The 16,091-nt window shown below is 74.1% G+C and carries 13 protein-coding genes; 4 read left to right on the top strand and 9 right to left on the bottom strand.

Features of this window, described 5'->3' with window-relative positions; genetic code table 11:
• The first annotated feature begins 83 nt into the window (after window positions 1-83).
• Entirely contained in the window at window positions 84-752 is a 669-nt protein-coding gene (locus ACIP93_RS23470) for a class F sortase (RefSeq protein ID WP_401761440.1), read from the top strand.
• A 22-nt stretch (window positions 753-774) separates the two neighbouring features.
• Here the strand turns inward: ACIP93_RS23470 and ACIP93_RS23465 are convergent, their stop codons facing one another.
• Entirely contained in the window at window positions 775-1,677 is a 903-nt protein-coding gene (locus ACIP93_RS23465; RefSeq protein ID WP_401761438.1) for a polysaccharide deacetylase family protein, read from the bottom strand.
• A 116-nt stretch (window positions 1,678-1,793) separates the two neighbouring features.
• The gene (lysX, locus tag ACIP93_RS23460) at window positions 1,794-5,096 is read right to left on the bottom strand and encodes a bifunctional lysylphosphatidylglycerol synthetase/lysine--tRNA ligase LysX (protein WP_401761437.1); all 3,303 of its coding nucleotides are present in this window, start codon (window positions 5,094-5,096) and stop codon (window positions 1,794-1,796) included.
• A 143-nt stretch (window positions 5,097-5,239) separates the two neighbouring features.
• Here lysX and ACIP93_RS23455 point away from each other — a divergent pair, with 143 nt between their 5' ends.
• Entirely contained in the window at window positions 5,240-5,710 is a 471-nt protein-coding gene (locus ACIP93_RS23455) for a universal stress protein (protein WP_345225827.1), read from the top strand.
• 33 nt (window positions 5,711-5,743) lie between these two features.
• Here ACIP93_RS23455 and ACIP93_RS23450 read toward each other — a convergent pair whose 3' ends face one another.
• Window positions 5,744-6,940, bottom strand: coding sequence for a CapA family protein (locus tag ACIP93_RS23450; protein WP_401761435.1), 1,197 nt, complete (start codon window positions 6,938-6,940; stop codon window positions 5,744-5,746).
• 425 nt (window positions 6,941-7,365) lie between these two features.
• Between ACIP93_RS23450 and ACIP93_RS23445 the strand changes: the two genes are divergently transcribed.
• On the top strand, window positions 7,366-7,929 hold the full coding sequence (locus ACIP93_RS23445; protein WP_401761434.1) for a sigma-70 family RNA polymerase sigma factor: 564 nt from the start codon (window positions 7,366-7,368) through the stop codon (window positions 7,927-7,929).
• 280 nt (window positions 7,930-8,209) lie between these two features.
• Window positions 8,210-8,725, top strand: a complete 516-nt coding sequence (locus tag ACIP93_RS23440; RefSeq protein WP_401761730.1) for a hypothetical protein — start codon at window positions 8,210-8,212, stop codon at window positions 8,723-8,725.
• Window positions 8,726-8,758: 33 nt separating this feature from the next.
• Here ACIP93_RS23440 and ACIP93_RS23435 read toward each other — a convergent pair whose 3' ends face one another.
• The 6 genes from ACIP93_RS23435 to ACIP93_RS23410 all read right to left on the bottom strand — a co-directional run bounded on the left by ACIP93_RS23435 (window position 8,759) and on the right by ACIP93_RS23410 (window position 16,052).
• Window positions 8,759-9,970, bottom strand: a complete 1,212-nt coding sequence (locus tag ACIP93_RS23435) for a sensor histidine kinase (protein ID WP_380837505.1) — start codon at window positions 9,968-9,970, stop codon at window positions 8,759-8,761.
• Between the two features lie 283 nt (window positions 9,971-10,253).
• Window positions 10,254-11,999: a cation acetate symporter gene (locus ACIP93_RS23430; protein ID WP_401761433.1), complete on the bottom strand. Its 1,746-nt coding sequence runs from the start codon at window positions 11,997-11,999 to the stop codon at window positions 10,254-10,256.
• Window positions 12,000-12,009: 10 nt separating this feature from the next.
• A complete protein-coding gene (locus ACIP93_RS23425) occupies window positions 12,010-12,402 on the bottom strand; it encodes a hypothetical protein (protein WP_345225818.1) in 393 nt (130 codons plus the stop codon).
• A 164-nt stretch (window positions 12,403-12,566) separates the two neighbouring features.
• Window positions 12,567-12,842, bottom strand: a complete 276-nt coding sequence (locus ACIP93_RS23420; RefSeq protein WP_345225816.1) for a hypothetical protein — start codon at window positions 12,840-12,842, stop codon at window positions 12,567-12,569.
• Between the two features lie 135 nt (window positions 12,843-12,977).
• Entirely contained in the window at window positions 12,978-13,763 is a 786-nt protein-coding gene (locus ACIP93_RS23415) for a LytTR family DNA-binding domain-containing protein (RefSeq protein ID WP_345225814.1), read from the bottom strand.
• A 273-nt stretch (window positions 13,764-14,036) separates the two neighbouring features.
• Entirely contained in the window at window positions 14,037-16,052 is a 2,016-nt protein-coding gene (locus tag ACIP93_RS23410) for a SpoIIE family protein phosphatase (protein ID WP_401761729.1), read from the bottom strand.
• Window positions 16,053-16,091: the final 39 nt, after the last annotated feature.

Here is a 16,091-nt window from a genome sequence, read left to right as displayed (position 1 = left end):
CGGCAGGGCGCGCTTAGCGTCCGTACCAGAACAGCGGGACCGTGCACGGCGGGCCGGCCGGGCGCGACGAAGGGAGCGGCAGCATGGGGCACCACCGGCAGGAATGGCGCGGCGCGCACCCCCGGCGGCGTCCGCCGTGGGGAGTCCTGGCGCTGGCGATGCTCACCGGGCTCGCCCTGTTGCGCAACGGCAGCGAGATCGACTTCGGACCGCCCCAGCCCGCGGCGGCCGCCGCCCGGGACAGCGGCTCCGACGGGTCCGCGGCGCGGCCGGCGGCGCACGGGGCGGCCCCGCTCGCGTACGCGCCCGCCGCCCGCGTCCGCATTCCCGCGCTGCGGGTGGACGCGCCGACCGTGGACGTCGGGCTCGACCCGGAGGGCTGGATCGAGGCCCCTCCCCCGCAGGACGCCAACCTCGCGGGCTGGTACCAGAACGGCGTCTCCCCCGGCCAGAACGGGACGGCCGTCGTCGTCGGGCACGTCGACAACGCCACCGGCCCCGCGGTCTTCTTCGGCCTGGGAGCGGTCGGGAAGGGCCAGCGCGTCGAGGTGGACCGCTTCGACGGACGCACCGCGGTCTTCGAGGTGTACGGGGTGGAGGTGTACGCCAAGGAGGACTTCCCCGGCTCCCGGGTCTACGGCGGCACCGGACGCCCGGAGCTGCGGGTCATCACCTGCGGCGGGGGCTACGACCGGGACAGCGGCTACGCGGGGAACGTGGTGGTCTTCGCGCGGCTGGTGGCCACCCGGTAGCCCCGGGCGGCCACCGCACCCGCTAGGCGTCCTGCGGGACCGTGATCCGGTACCCCTGGTCCAGCAGTTCGGGCAGGTAGGTGCGCAGCGCCCGCACCGTGCCGCTCCGGTCGCCGCCCGCGTCGTGGGAGAGGACGACGACCCCCGGGCCGGCCCCGGCCCGCACCCGGCGGACGATCGCCTCGCTGCCCGGTTCGGTCCAGTCGAGGGTGTCCGTGGTCCAGCCGAGCGGCTCCATGCCGAGGTCCGCGCCGATCTCGAAGGAGGCCCGGTTCCAGGCCCCGTACGGCGCCCGGTACCAGCGGGGCGCCTCGCGGACCGCCTTCTCCACCACGTCGCTGGTGCGCGCCATCTGGGAGCGGATGCGCGAGCGGGGCAGCTTGGGCATCAACGGGTGCGACCAGGAGTGGTTGCCGATCACATGGCCGTCGTCGACCATCTCGCGCAGCAGGTCCTGGTGGTCGACGGCCATCTCGCCGCAGACGAAGAACATGGCGCGCGTCCCGTGCCGGCGCAGTGTCCTGAGGATGGCCGGGGTGTAGCGGGGGTCGGGTCCGTCGTCGAAGGTGAGGACCATGGTGCGCCCGGGGGCGTCCATCCGCAGGAACGGTCTGCGCCGCACCGGCGGCCGCGCGGGGCGCGTCCCCGGTGCGGCGTACGCGGTCATGGGGCGCAGCCGGTACGCGGAGGGCTTGAGCGGCGCGGCGGCCCGGGGCGGACCGGCGGCGGGCGGGGGTTCGGCCGGGGCCGGGGAGACGGGCGCGTCGCCCGGGTCGGCGGTCAGCACGTGCACGGTGGCCGCGGCTCCGACGCAGGCGGCGAGGCGCAGGACGCCGCGGCGGCCGAGGAAGGAACGCCCCCCGGCCTCGCCGTGGGCGCCGCCGCCGGCACCCTCGCCGGAAATCGACTGCTGATCTTCTTTCATGACTAATGCCTCGCACGCCGTGGCGTGCGAGGCATCGATCCACTCCGGGCGCGGGTCCCGATTGCACCCGTTGGAACCACGTCACCGAGTGCGGCGCCGGCCGCGTCCCCTGCCGGTCAGCGGCGCACCAGCGGGAACGGCAGCGTCTCGCGGATGGTGCGGCCGGTGAGGAACATGACCAGGCGGTCGACGCCGATGCCGAGCCCACCGGTGGGCGGCATCGCGTACTCCAGCGCGTCGAGGAAGTCCTCGTCGACCTCCATGGCCTCCGGGTCGCCGCCCGCCGCGAGCAGGGACTGGGCCGTCAGGCGGCGGCGCTGCTCGACGGGGTCGGTCAACTCCGAGTAGGCGGTGCCGAGTTCGGTGCCGAAGGCGACCAGGTCCCAGCGCTCGGCGAGGCGCGGGTCCGTGCGGTGCTGGCGGGTGAGCGGGGAGACGTCGGTGGGGAAGTCCTTGTAGAAGGTGGGCAGCGTGGTGCGCTCCTCCACGAGGCGTTCGTACATTTCCAGGACGAGGTCGCCGCGGGTGTTCTCCGGGGTGTGCGGAACGCCCGCGCTGTCGCACAGCCGCCGCAGTTCGGGCTCCTCGGTGTCGGCGTCGATCTCCTCGCCGAGGGCTTCGGAGACCGCGCCGTACAGCGTCTTGACCGGCCAGACGCCGGAGATGTCGTGCTCGACGACCTTGCCGTCGGCGTCGGTCCTGCGGGCGACGGGCGCGCCGAAGGCGGCGGTGGCGGCGCTCTGGACGAGCTCGCGGGTGAGGTCGAGCATCACGTCGTAGTCGGCGTACGCCTGGTAGGCCTCCAGCATCGTGAACTCGGGGTTGTGCTTGTAGGAGACGCCTTCGTTGCGGAAGGTGCGGCCCATCTCGAAGACCTTCTCCATGCCGCCGACGCACAGCCGCTTGAGGTAGAGCTCGGGGGCGATGCGCAGGTAGAGGTCGAGGTCGTAGGCGTTGATGTGGGTGGTGAAGGGGCGGGCGTTGGCGCCGCCGTGGATCTGCTGGAGCATCGGCGTCTCGACCTCCAGGTAGCCGCGCTCCAGCAGGCCCTGGCGCAGCCCCTGGACGACCGCCGAGCGGGAGCGCACCACCTCGCGGGCGTCGGGGCTGGCGACCAGGTCGACGTACCGCTTGCGCACCTTGGCCTCGGGGTCGGTGAGGCCGAGGCGCTTGTCGGGCAGCGGGCGCAGGCACTTGCCGGTGAGCTGCCAGGCGGTGACGAAGAGGGTCAGCTCGCCCTTCTCGGACGTGCCGATCTCACCGGTGACGGACACCAGGTCGCCGAAGTCGACGTCGGCGGTGAACCGGTCGAGGACGTCCTTGCCCGAGCCGTCGCGGGTGAAGGCGATCTGGAGGTCGCCGGACCAGTCGCGCAGGTCGGCGAAGACGACGCCGCCGAAGTCGCGGACGACCATGACGCGGCCCGAGACGGTGGCGCTCTCCGCGGTACGGGTCCCGGGCGCGGCCGTCGGGTGCGCGGCCCGGATCGCGGCGACGGTGTGGGTGGCGGCGGGCACGCCGACGGGGTAGGGGTCGGTGCCCTGGGCCCGCAGCCTGGTGAGCTTGCGGTGGCGGACGCGGATCTGCTCGGGCAGGTGGGCGACGGGGTCGGCGTTCGCGTCGGCGGCGGGGCCGGACAGGCCGAGCGCCTCGATGGGGGGCAGGCCCGCGGTGCTGGCCGGGTTGGTGAACGTACGGCGCGGGGAGTGGCCGCGGCCCCACATCTTGCGCAGGCTCGGCACCGCGACGAAGCCCTCGGCGATGCCGGAGGCCAGCGAGACCCGGGCGAGGGAGCCCGCGTCGCCGTAGCACAGGAAGCGCGGGTACCAGGCGGGCTGGTACTTCACGTTGGAGCGGTAGAGCGCTTCGAGCTGCCACCACTTGGAGAAGAACAGCAGCAGCCTGCGCCACAGCCGCAGGATGGGACCTGCGCCGATGCGCGCGCCCTCCTCGAAGGCGGAGCGGAAGACGGCGAAGTTGAGGGAGATCCGGCGGATGCCCAGCTTGGGCACCTGGGCGCAGATCTCGGCGACCATGAACTCCATGACGCCGTTGGGCGCCTGCCGGTCGCGGCGCATCAGGTCCAGCGAGATGCCGTCCTTGCCCCAGGGCACGAAGGACAGCAGGGCGATGAGCGTGCCGTCGGCGTCGAAGGCCTCCGCGAGGAGGCAGTCGCCGTCCTCGGGGTCGCCGAGCCGGTCCAGCGCCATGGAGAAGCCGCGCTCGGTCTCGGTGCCGCGCCAGGCGTCGGCGCGGTCGATGATCTGCTCCATCTCGGCGTCGGAGAGGGCGGAGTGGCGGCGGATGCGGGTGGTGGCCCCGGTGCGCCGGACCCGGTTGACGGCCTGCCGGGTGACGCGCATGTCGCGGCCGTCGAGGTCGAAGGAGGCGACGTCGAGAATGGCCTCGTCGCCGAGCTGCATGGCGCTGAGTCCGGCGCGGGCGAACGCGGTCGCGCCCTCCTCGGACGCGCCCATCACGGCGGGCGCCCAGGCGTACCGCTTGGCCATCTCCAGCCAGGCCTCGATCGCCTGCGGCCAAGCCGCCTTGTCGCCGACCGGGTCGCCGGAGGCCAGCGACACGCCGGCCTCCACGCGGTAGGTGACGGCGGCGCGCCCGTTGGGGGCGAAGACGACGGCCTTGTCGCGGCGGGTGGCGAAGTAGCCGAGGGAGTCCTGTTCGCCGTACGCGCCGAGGAGGGCCCGCAGGCGGGGCTCCTCGTCGCCGTGCAGGGCGGCCTCCATGCGCTGCGAGCGGAAGAGGGTGGCCGCGGACGCCAGCAGGGCGAGCGCGCCGAAGAGACCGAAGAGGAAGTAGAGGAAGCGGGGGCCGTGGCCCTCGAAGTCGCCGTACAGCACGCCGCCGAAGACGCGGACCAGCACCCAGGGCACCCGCTCGTCGCTCTTGAGGGTGCCGGGGAACAGGGAGATCAGGCCCCAGCCGACGAGCACGGCGGCGGCCAGCGACACCAGGAGGACGCCCAGCGCGCGCCGGACCGCGCCGTGCCGGGACGCCGCGTAGAACTCGCGGCGGGCCCGGATCAGCACCACCAGCGCGGCGACGGCCGCCACGGCGGACGCCAGGTGCGCCCGCCAGCCCTCGTCGATGACGAAGAGGATGTCGCCGACCAGCAGCAGCACCAGATAGGCGACCACCAGCCACCAGGCGATCTTCTTGCGCGAGCCGACGGCGGCGGCCAGCAGGAAGAAGAACACGGCGTACGCCAGGTTGGCGCTGACGGGGACGGTGATGTACTCCAGCAGTTCGGTGAAGGGCCGCACCAGTCTGCGCAGCGGCTGGCTGATCGCGAGCAGGGCGCAGTACAGACCGAGCAGACCGAAGAAGGTCGCGAATCCGTCGGGCACCCTGCTGAGGAAGCGGTTGCGGCTGGTGGGAGTCTCCTCCACGGTGACACTCATGGAGGGAACTCTAGGGATCGCCGGGACCCCACGCCTCCCGGGGTAGGGCGTTTCACCTGCGGGTGGGTCTCTTTTCGGCCCGTAAGACCGTGTGTGCGCCGCTCGTTCCGGACCGCGCGCCGTATCGGGATAACCTCCGCTCTGTGACCGAACAGCCCGAACAGCAGCGCCACTCCTTCGAACGCGGCACCGACGGCCCCAAGGTGATCGTCGCCGGAGTGGACGGCTCCCCGTCGTCGCTGCGCGCCGCCGCCTACGCGAGCGGGCTCGCCCGGCGGCAGAACGCGCTGCTCGCCCTCGTGTACGTGCAGCCGCTGGTTCCGGCGGGCGCGGCGCTCGGCGCGCCGGTCGCCGGGACCACCGAGGAGATCGCCGAGGAACTGATCGCGGAGATCCGGCAGGCGGCGGAACGCGTGAAGGGCATCTTCGAGGTGCGCTGGGAGTTCCACACCTTCCGCGGCGATCCGTACAACGGTCTGGTCACGGCCGCCGACGAGCTGACGGCGGACGCGGTGGTGGTGGGCGCGTCGGAGTCGGCCGGACACCGGTTCGTGGGGTCGGTGGCGGTACGGCTGGTGAAGGCGGGCCGCTGGCCGGTCACCGTCGTGCCCTGACCGGCCCCGTCGGCACGGCCCGTCCGGCCGGGGTCAGCGCCCCGCCGTGAGGCCGTGCCGTGCCGCTCCCCGGCTGAGCACGACCCGGTGGATGTGGGCGCGGACGTCGTCGTGACCGGAGCCGGGGGAGCCGAGGTTGAGGACCCGGTTGGAGTTCAGGTCGAAGTACTGGGGGACGAACTCCGCCCTGCTCACCTCCCAGCGCCTGCCCGGGGCCACGGGCGGGACGAAGGTGAAGCGGCCGATGCTGCTCATGTTGCCGCGGTCGTCCCGGGCGCCGGAGTGGTCGACCATCATCCCGGCGATCTGGTCGCCCATCCCGTAGACGACGTACGTCCCGTTGACCTTCTCGTACGCCTGCGGAACGTGCGCGTGCGTGCCCAGGATCAGGTCGATGTCCGGGCGTCCCGCGGTGGCCGACGCGGTGAGGGCGCGGCCGAGGGAGAGCTGGTCCTCGTCGGGCTCGTCCTGCCATTCGGTGCCCCAGTGCAGCGAGACGACGACCACGTCGGCTCCCGCCTTCCGGGCGGCGCGCGCGTCGGCGACGATCGTGTCGCGGTCGATGAGGTCGACCGCCCAGGGCCGGCCCTCGGGGAGCGGACGGCCGTTCGTGCCGTACGTGTAGGCCAGCTGGGCGACCCGGGCGGCGCCGGCCTTCAGCAGCGCCGGCCGGGCGGCTTCGGCCGCGGTGCGGGCCGAGCCCGCGTGGGCGATCCCGGCCTCGTCCAGCGCGTCCAGGGTGCGGCGGATTCCGGCGGGGCCGTCGTCCAGGGAGTGGTTGGAGGCGGTGGAGCAGGAGTCGTAACCGGTGGCGCGCAGCCCGGCGGCGACCTGGGGCGGGGAGACGAACGCCGGGTAGCCGCTGTAGGGGCCGTCGGCGTCGCCGTAGACCGTCTCCATGTGACAGATCGCCAGATCGGCCCGGGAGACGACGGACTTGACGCCCGCGAGCATCGGGGCGAAGTCGTAGCCGTCACCGCCCGCGTCGGCGCGGGCCTGCCGGATGATCGAGTCGTGCGGGAGCACGTCGCCCGAGGCGACCAGGGTGAAGCCGCGCTGCGGAGCGCCGGGCGGCCCGGCCGCGGGTGCCGATGTGGTGGCGGGGGCGGTGGTGCAGGCGGTGGCCCCGAGCGTCAGGGCGGCGATCGCGGCCACCGCGCACCGGCGTTTCGCCGGTCGTCGGGGCGGGGCGGAGGCCGACGGGGACGTCAACACCGTGCACTGCTTCATCGGACCGACTTCCCTCGGGTGGAAATGTCTCGAACATGCGCTGGACATGCGCAAGGAGAATCCATCCGGGGGCGTTCGTGAAGTCAAGGGACTCGACGGCCGGGCGCGGGCAAGAGCGCCCGAACAGCCCCGGAGCGGGCCTCCGCCCGCCCGGCGCGGGCCGTCGACCGTTCGTCGTACCACTCGTCGCACGGCTCGACCGTTCGTCGCACGCACCGGCCGCCTGCTCGCACGCCGCACACCGCCTGCCAGCACCGGCGCACACCGACGGTTATCTTCGCCCCTGAGCTCGGCCGGGCTGTGACCGCCGTCACCCCTTCCGGCCGCCCTCTCCACCCCGTCCTGTGCTTCCCGTTCTGTTTCCGGCGTCCCGCCCCTCCCGTCCCGCCCCTCTCCCCGCCCGCTCGCCCGAAGGAGCGTCAACGGTGACCACCTCCCCGCCTCTCGCCCGCCGCACCGACGAACGCGCCCTCGCCGCGCTCCAGCGCGAGCACGGCCCCGCGCTCTTCGGCTTCCTGCTCGGTCTCACCCACGGCGACCGGCAGCGCGCCGAGGACCTCGTCCAGGAGACGCTGGTGCGGGCCTGGCAGCACCCGGAGGCCCTCGCCAGCGACCACGACTCGATGCGGCCGTGGCTGTTCACGGTCGGGCGGCGGCTCGCGATCGACGCCCGGCGCGCCCGCCGGTCCCGGCCGAGCGAGGTCACGGCCGAGGTGCTGGACCACTCCCCCGTGCCGGTCGACCTCGCCGAGCGCTCGGCGACCGAACTCGACGTGCGCCGGGCGGTGCGGGCGCTGCGCACGGAGCACCGGGAGGTCCTGGTGCAGGTGTACTTCCGGGGGCGTTCGGTGGCGGAGGCGTCCACCGAACTGGGCATTCCGGAGGGAACCGTGAAATCCCGTACGCACTACGCACTCCGGGCACTGCGCACCGTGCTTCCGGGATACGGCGCGGGGGCCGACCGGCGCGCGGGCCGGGGGGCGGCCTGAGCCCGGCGCACCACTCCCCCGGGCCTCGGCCGAGAACACGTGCGTCACACGCGCACCGGCGGTACACCCCTTCCTCCCCCGCCACGGGCTCGGCACGACTATTTCGAAAGCACGGCGTCAAGTTCGGTAAAGACGCCCCGCCAAACCCCTCTCAGCGTGAAAGCTCTTCGCCGGGGCCCCCGTCCGGAGCCCCGGACACCGTAAGCACGACTGGAGAAGGTGGAATGCTGTGCTGCCCGAGAGCGCCAATGGCACCGGCGGAAGCGGCCTCGCCGTACCCATGGCATGGCTGTACGCCGAGTACATCGCCGACGAGCTGCTGCGCACCGGGCAGTTGATCCCGCCCGGCACGCTGGAGTTCCGCGCGGGGCGCGAGGCGCTCGCGCTGACCGTGTACCTGTCGGACTCCACGGACGAGCTGTCCGGGGTCGGGGTGATCTCCCAGCTCGACGAATGGCTGTCGCTCACCGCGTACGGCCACCCGTGGGAGCAGTGGGTACGGGAGTGCTTCGCGGCCCGCGCCGAGCGGGGTGACGGCGGCCCGGACCTGGAACTGGCCACGGCGTCCTGGCGGTGGCTGGAGTCCACGGAGCTCCTCGCCACGGACCTGGCCGGCACGGGCGTCGAGCCCGGCCCCGCGACCCGCGGCGAATCCCCCCTGGCCTGCGGGAACGGTGACGGCCCCGGACCCGGCCCGGCGGAACGCGCGGACCCGGTGGACGAGAACGCGCGGGTGTGGCTGCCCGCCTGGCAGCTCGGGCTGCCGCTGGGGCACCTCTCGGTGCACCTCTTCTGAGGAGGCCCGCCGAGAAGGTCCGCCACGTCCGCGTCAGTGGTCGGGCCGGGGTGAACTGTGCACACCGGCACGGTACTTGGGGATGCGGACCGTGATCTTCATGCCCGCGCCGACGGCCGTCTCGACGACGATGCCGTAGTCGTCGCCGTAGACCTGGCGCAGCCGCTCGTCCACGTTGGACAGGCCGATGCCCGCGGTGGCGGGCTCCTGTCCGGCGAGGATGCGGCGGAGCCGGGCGGGGTCCATGCCGACGCCGTCGTCCTCGATGGTGACGATCGCCTCCGCGCCCGCGTCCCGGGCGGCGAGGGTGATCCGGCAGTCCTCGCGGGAGTCCTCCAGGCCGTGCTTGACGGCGTTCTCCACGAGGGGCTGGAGGCAGAGGAAGGGCAGGGCGACGGGCAGCACCTCGGGAGCGATCTGGAGGGTGACCTCGAGGCGCTCGCCGAAGCGGGCCCCGGCGAGCGCCAGGTACTGCTCGATGCAGCGGAGTTCGTCGGCGAGCTGGGTGAAGTCGCCGTGCCTGCGGAAGGAGTAGCGGGTGAAGTCGGCGAACTCCAGAAGCAGTTCGCGGGCCCGCTCGGGGTCGGTGCGGACGAACGAGGCGATGGCGGCCAGGGAGTTGAAGATGAAGTGCGGGGAGATCTGCGCACGCAGCGCGCGTATCTCCGCCTCGACGATCCGGGTGCGGGAGCGGTCCAGCTCGGCCAGCTCCAGCTGTACGGAGACCCAGCGGGCGACCTCGGTGGCGGCCCGCACCAGAACGGCGGACTCCCGCGAGCCGTAGGCGACCAGCGCACCCAGCACGCCGTCCTCGCCGGTGAGGGGGGCGATGACGGCCCACCGGAGGGGGCAGGAGGGGTCGTCGCAGGCGGTGTGGACGCAGGTGCTGCGGCCGGAGTCGAGCATCTCGGCGACCTTGAGCATCACCTTCTCCTGGTGGTGCGCGGCGCCGGGGCCGTCCCAGGCCAGGACGGTGGTGCGGTCGGTGAGGCACAGGGTCTCGGTGCCGAGGAGGGAGCGCAGCCGGCGGGCGGCCTTGCGGGCGGTGTCCTCGGTGAGTCCGGCGCGCAGCGGGGGCGCGGCGAGGGACGCGGTGTGCAGGGTGAGGAAGGTGGCGCGCTCGACGGGGGTGCCGAGGTCGAGGTTCTTCTCGGCGCGCCGGGCGGAGAGCCGGCCGAGCGCGGTGCCCACGGCGAGGAGCAGCGCTCCGGCCGCGGCGAGAGCGGCGATCTCGATGGTGGTCACTGCGCTGCTCTCCGGGTGCGGTGTTCTGGGGGGTGAACGGCGGCCTGCTCTGTGAGCGCTGCTCTGGTCCGTGAGCGATGCTCTGCTGCATGAGCACTGCTCCGGGCGGCGAGCACCGCTCCGGCCCGTGAGCGCCGCTCCGGTCGGTGAGCGGCGGACCAGCACGTGAGCAGCAGAAGGGCCCGCGAGCACCGAACCGACCCGCGGGCCGGGGCCCGCGTCGCGAGCGGCGTCCCGCCCGGCGAGCCGCGCCCCACAACGCGAGCAGTGCTCTCGCCCCTGGTCACCGCTCCGCCTCCGGAGCACCGGTTCCGGTCGGTTTGGTGGTCAGCTCTTCCGGCAGGTGCAGCCGGGCCAGGATCGCGGCCGTGCCCGCCGGGACGCGGCTGCGTGTGGCGAGGGACACCAGCACCATGGTCAGGAAGCCCAGCGGGACGGACCACACCGCGGGCCAGGCGAGCAGGGAGTGCGACCAGCCGGAGGCCGGGATGCCCGCGCGGGTCGCCATGACCGCGGTGAGCGCCGCCCCGCCCCCGGTCACCAGCCCCGCCGCCGCCCCCGGCGGGGTGAGCCCCCGCCACCAGATGCCCAGCACCAGCAGCGGGCAGAACGACGACGCCGACACCGCGAACGCCAGCCCCACCGCGTCCGCCACCGGCACGTCCGCCGTCACCGCTCCCAGCCCCAGCGGCACCGCCATGGCCAGCACCGTCGCCAGCCGGAAGTACCGCACCCCGCGCGCGGGCAGCACGTCCTGGGTGAGCACCCCCGCCACCGACATCGCCAGCCCGGACGCGGTGGAGAGGAACGCGGCGAACGCCCCGCCCGCGAGCAGCGCCCCCAGCAGGTCGCCCCCCACACCCCCGATGAGCCGTTCCGGCAGGACGAGCACGGCGGCGTCGGCGTCCCCGGTCAGGGCGAGCTCGGGGGCGTAGATCCTCCCCAGGACCCCGTACACCGGCGGCAGCAGGTAGAACGCGCCGATCAGGGCGAGGACGACGAGGGTGGTGCGGCGGGCGGCGGTGCCGTTCGGGCTGGTGTAGAAGCGGACGGCGACGTGCGGCAGGCCCATGGTGCCGAGGAAGGTGGCGAGGATGAGCCCGTAGGTGGCGTAGAGCGGGTGTTCCTCGCGGCTGTCGGCGAGGGGCTCGGACCAGACGGCGGCGCCGGCGGCCCGGGTGTCGCGCTGTTCGGGGACCTCGGCCCCGGCGGGGAAGCGCAGGGTGGTGCCGGAGGAGACGCGGTGCGGGCCCTGGTCGAGGGTGACGCCGGCGTCGTCGTACGGGCGGTCGTCGACGGTGCCCGACACGGTGAGCGTGAGCGGCCGGTCGAGTTCGATGCGTACGGTCTCCTGGAAACGCACCGACGTGTGCTCGCGGAAGGTGGCGGGGGCGTCGAAGCGGGCCCGCGGGGTGTCGTCGCCGAACCAGGCCCCGGCCAGGAACAGGGCGGGCACCAGCAGCGCGGTCAGTTTCAGCCAGTACTGGAAGGCCTGCACGAAGGTGATGCTGCGCATGCCCCCGGCGGCGACCGCACCCGTCACGACGACAGCGACGACGAGCCCGCCGACCCACCCGGGCGCGCCGGTGAGGATCTCCAGGGTGAGCCCCGCGCCCTGGAGCTGGGGCAGCAGGTACAACCAGCCGATCCCCACCACGAAGAGGCTCGCCAGCCTTCTCACCTGCGGTGATTCCAGGCGGGCTTCGGCGAAGTCGGAGAGGGTGTACGCACCGGATCGGCGCAGCGGGGCGGCGACCAGCAGGAGCAGCACCAGGTATCCGGCGGTGTAGCCGACCGGGTACCAGAGCATTTCGGGGCCCTGGAGGAGGACCAGGCCCGCGATGCCGAGGAAGGAGGCGGCGGAGAGGTACTCGCCGCTGATCGCGGCGGCGTTGAGGCGGGGGCCCACGGTGCGCGAGGCGACGTAGAAGTCGGAGGTGGTGCGGGATATGCGCAGTCCGAGGGCGCCTATGAGGAGGGTGGCCAGGACGACGACGGTGACGGCCGTGACGGCGTACGCGTGGTTCATGAGGGGTGGGTCAGCGGCCTTCCACGAGGCCGCGGAAGTCCCGTTCGTTGCGCTCGGCCCGGCGGACGTACCAGCGGGCGATCAGCCACATCACCGGGTAGACGACGACGCCGAGCACCACCCACAGGTGGGGTCCTGGCGCGAGGGGCGTGCCGGTGAGGACGCGCGGGAGCTGGAGCAGCAGGGGCAGCGTGCCGACCAGCAGGGCGAGCGCGCCGAGGCCGAGGAGGGCGGTGCGGAGCTGACTGCGCATCAGGGAGCGGACGTAGGTGGCGCCCAGCGGTGTCTGCTCGCTGATCTCGGAGCGGGCGGGCGCGTGTCCCGGGGCCCGGCCGCCGGGCTTCCTGGCTGCCCGGGGCACGCCGGTCACGGTCTCGCGGCGGGGGCGCGGGGCTGCGGGCATGGGAGCGGGCTCCGGGGGTCGGCGGCGGTCCGGGGGCTGCTGGAGTCTACGCAGAGGCGCCGGTCAGGGGTAGGCCGAGGGGCCGGGAAGCCGGGGAGCCGGGGGCTCGGCGCAGGACCGGGGGGTCAGGAACGGCCGGAGGGGCGCCGGGAACGGCCCGGGGCTCAGGAGCGACCGGAATCGTCGAGGGCGATCTCCAGTTCCACGTACGACTCCTCCGCGCGCCGGAAGGCGACTTCCAGGGCGGCCGCGGTGCGCGGGGCGGCGTACGGCTGGGCGGACTCCTGGACCTCGTAGAGGACGTCGGCCCAGCGGGCGGCGGCGCGCTTGACGTGGCGGAGGAGGGCGTCGAGTTCGTCCGGGGCGCGGGGGCGGATCGCGGGCAGGGCGCGCAGTTCCGCGAGCAGCGCGTCGACTTCGGACATTTCGCCTTCGGACATCCGGCTCCCTCACCCTGTGGTCGAGGGTCAGGGTAGGTGCGCGGGGACGGGGCGCGGAGGGTGGTTCGTTCTGCGGTGGCACTGCGTCGGTGAACGGTGCGGGGCACGCGCCGGGCGGTCCGCCGGGCCGGTGTGTCACCGGCCGCCCCCGGCGCGGCGCGTCAGCAGGTCGCGCAGTTCGCGGGCGTGCCGGCGGCTGACGACGAGTTCGGCGTCGGCGACGCGGACGGTGGTGGTGCCGGAGTCGAGGCGCAGTTCCTCGATGCGGTGGAGGGCGACGAGGTGGCGCCGGTGTATGCGGACGAAGCCGCGGGACGCCCAGCGCTCCTCCAGGGTGGAGAGGGGGATGCGGACGAGGTGGCCGGTGCCGGGGCCGGCGGGGGTGGTGGTGTGCAGGCGGGCGTAGTCGCCGTGGGCCTCGACGTAGGCGATGTCGGCGATGGGCACGAAGCGGGTGACGCCGCCGAGTTCGACGGGGATCTGGTCCTGCGGGGCGGGTGCTTCCGTGGGAGGGCGGGGCGCGGGCGCGCTGGACACTCCGGCGGCGGCACGGCGCACGGCTTCGGCGAGACGCTCGCGGCGCACGGGTTTGAGCACGTAGTCGACGGCCTTGAGGTCGAAGGCCTGGACGGCGAAGCCCTCGTGGGCGGTGACGAACACGATGAGCGGCGGCCGGGCGAAGCCCGCGAGGAGGCGGGCCACGTCGAGGCCGGTCAGCCCGGCCATGTGGATGTCGAGGAAGACGACGTCGATGGCGTCGGCGCCGTCGGGCCCGGCGTCCAGGGCCCGGTTGATCCGCAGGAGGGCCTCGGTGGCGTCGGTGGCGCCCTCGGCGCTGGTGATGCGGGGGTCGGCGCGCAGGAGGTAGAGGAGTTCCTCCAGGGCGGGCTTTTCGTCGTCGACGGCGAGGGCGCGGAGCATGGGGACACGTTACGGGTCGGCCTGGCGGCACGGTACGGGGTGGCCGCCTCGGCCCACTGCGGGCGGCGGCGCGCACGGCGGGCAGGCCGTCGGAGGACCACGGAGCCCGCGGTCCGGGCACGGCGGAGCCCGCAGCGCCCATGGCCCGCGGCGCCCGCGGCCCGGGTGCGGCGAAGCCTCCGGTCCAGGCGCTGCGGCTCCCGCAGTCGAGCGCCCTCGCACACCGCGGCCAAGCACCCCCGTACGCGGACCGTCACCGCCCGCCCGGAGCCCTCAGGCCGGTCCGCCCCGCGCTCCCCCGCGCTGTCCGCCGCGCGCGGGCACGATGAACTCGCACCACAGCGCCTTGCCCTCGCCCCTGGGCTCCACGCCCCACACGTCCGCGAGCCGGTCCACGAGCAGCAGTCCGCGTCCGGACACCGCCGCGTCGCCCGCCTCCCGGCGGCGCGGCAGCGCGCTGGAGCCGTCGGCGACCTCGACGCGCAGCCTGCGCTCGGGGGCGTCGAGGATCCGTACGGTGAGGAGAGCGCCGCCCTCGGTGTGCATGAGGGCGTTCACCATCAGCTCGTCGGCGGCCAGTTCGACCTCGTCGCCGACGCTCTCGGCGCCCCAGGCGCGCACGGCGGCCCGGATCAGGTGCCGGGCGGAGGCCAGCGACTCGGGGTCGCCCACGGCGACGTGCTGCTGGAGGCGGCCGCCTCCGCGGGGCGCGTCGGAGGTACGGCGGCGCAGCAGGAGCAGGGCGACGTCGTCTCCGCCGTCGCGTTCCTCGACGGACGCGCAGAGCCGGTCGGCGAGGTGCTGGAGGTCGCGGGGGCCGTCATGGACGAGGTCGGCGAGGGCCTGGAGCCCGTCGTCGAGGTCCGACCCGGGCTGCTCCACAAGCCCGTCCGTGTAGAGGATCAGCGTCTGCCCCGGGTCCAGCTCCCGTGTGCTGACGGGGTATTCGAGCTGGCCGAACTCGGCGGAGAGCCCCAGCGGCAGCCCGCCCAGGACGGGGACGCGGCGGCAGGACCCGTCGGCGAGGCGCAGCAGCGGGTCCATGTGGCCGGCGCGGACCAGTTGGACGACGCCGGTGCTGAGGTCGATCTCGGCGTACGTGCAGGTGGCGAAGCGGTCGGTGTCGAGTTCGTGCAGGAACCCGGAGGCGCGGGCCATCACGGTGGCGGGGGTGTGCCCCTCGGTGGCGTACGCCCGCAGCACGATGCGCAGTTGGCCCATGACGGCGGCGGCGTGGGTGTCGTGCCCCTGCACGTCGCCGATGACCGCGCCGACCCGGCCGCCGGGCAGCGGGATGACGTCGTACCAGTCGCCGCCGACGTCCTGCCCGTCACGGGCCGAACGGTAGCGGACGGCGATGTTCGCACCGGGGACGGAGGGCACCCGCCGGGGCAGCATGGCCTGCTGGAGGTTCTCGGCGAGGTCCTTCTCCTGCTCGTACAGCATGGCGCGTTTCAGGCTCTGCGCGACGCTGGAGCCGAGGGCGATCAGCAGGTTCCGCTCGTCGGCGCTGAAGCCGCACTTGCCGCTGTAGAGCAGCCCGAGCGCGCCGACGGGGCGGGCCTGCGCGATCAGCGGGAGGTAGGCGGCCGAGCTCACCCCGAACTTCGAGACGTGCTCCCACAGCCGGGGGTAGGCGGCGGCGAAGGCCTCGCCCGACTCGATGAAGCGGGGCGCCAGGCTGCGCACCACGTCGCCCATCGGGTACGCGGGGTCGTCGATGCGGGTGTAGCGGGTGCCGGGCATGTATTCCGGCCCTTCGGCGACCAGCCGGATGCGGCCCGCCTCGACGAGCCCCATGACCAGCGACGACGACTGGAACCTGCCCAGCTCGTGGGCGTCCTTGAGCACGTCGATCACGTCGCGGACGCTGCGGGCGTGCGCGAGCGCCGCCGTGGTCTCGGCGACCACTCCGGTGCCGCCGTGCCGGCCGGTGTCCCGCTCGGTGCGGGCGGCGAACTCGTCGAGCTCGCGGGTGGCGTCGCGCACGACGCCGATGATCCGGTACGGGCGGCCGTCGGCGTCCCGGCGGATCACCCCCTGGGTGTGCCCCCAGCGGAGCGAGCCGTCGCGCAGCCGGACCCGGAAGTACGCACCGTACGACGGGGCGCCGCTCTTCAGGGCCTGCGAGACCACGGCGTCCATGCGCTCGCTCTCGCCCGCTGCGACGGTGGCGAACAGGGCCGACGGGGTGCCGTCGAACTCGCCCGGGCGCAGGTCGAAGACCGCGAGGGCGGAGTCGTCGAGGTCCAGGTGGGACTGGTCGAGGTCCCAGTCGAAGATGCCCATGTGGTTGAGGGCGAGGGCGGCCCCGGCGGGGACGGGCCG

The sequence above is a fragment of the Streptomyces sp. NPDC088745 genome (assembly GCF_044751045.1).
Lineage (GTDB): Bacteria > Actinomycetota > Actinomycetes > Streptomycetales > Streptomycetaceae > Streptomyces > Streptomyces cremeus.
The sequence above is the reverse complement of the archived record's forward strand: the minus strand, read 5'-3'. Positions and strand labels throughout refer to the sequence as shown.

Bases quoted from the DNA above. Each gene is read 5' to 3' on its own strand.
- ACIP93_RS23470 (WP_401761440.1), top strand. From the start codon at position 84: ATGGGGCACCACCGGCAGGAATGGCGCGGCGCGCACCCCCGGCGGCGT.
- ACIP93_RS23465 (WP_401761438.1), bottom strand. From the start codon at position 1,677: ATGAAAGAAGATCAGCAGTCGATTTCCGGCGAGGGTGCCGGCGGCGGC.
- lysX (WP_401761437.1), bottom strand. From the start codon at position 5,096: ATGAGTGTCACCGTGGAGGAGACTCCCACCAGCCGCAACCGCTTCCTC.
- ACIP93_RS23450 (WP_401761435.1), bottom strand. From the start codon at position 6,940: ATGAAGCAGTGCACGGTGTTGACGTCCCCGTCGGCCTCCGCCCCGCCC.
- ACIP93_RS23440 (WP_401761730.1), top strand. From the start codon at position 8,210: ATGGCATGGCTGTACGCCGAGTACATCGCCGACGAGCTGCTGCGCACC.
- ACIP93_RS23430 (WP_401761433.1), bottom strand. From the start codon at position 11,999: ATGAACCACGCGTACGCCGTCACGGCCGTCACCGTCGTCGTCCTGGCC.
- ACIP93_RS23425 (WP_345225818.1), bottom strand. From the start codon at position 12,402: ATGCCCGCAGCCCCGCGCCCCCGCCGCGAGACCGTGACCGGCGTGCCC.
- ACIP93_RS23420 (WP_345225816.1), bottom strand. From the start codon at position 12,842: ATGTCCGAAGGCGAAATGTCCGAAGTCGACGCGCTGCTCGCGGAACTG.
- ACIP93_RS23415 (WP_345225814.1), bottom strand. From the start codon at position 13,763: ATGCTCCGCGCCCTCGCCGTCGACGACGAAAAGCCCGCCCTGGAGGAA.
- ACIP93_RS23410 (WP_401761729.1), bottom strand. From the start codon at position 16,052: ATGGGCATCTTCGACTGGGACCTCGACCAGTCCCACCTGGACCTCGAC.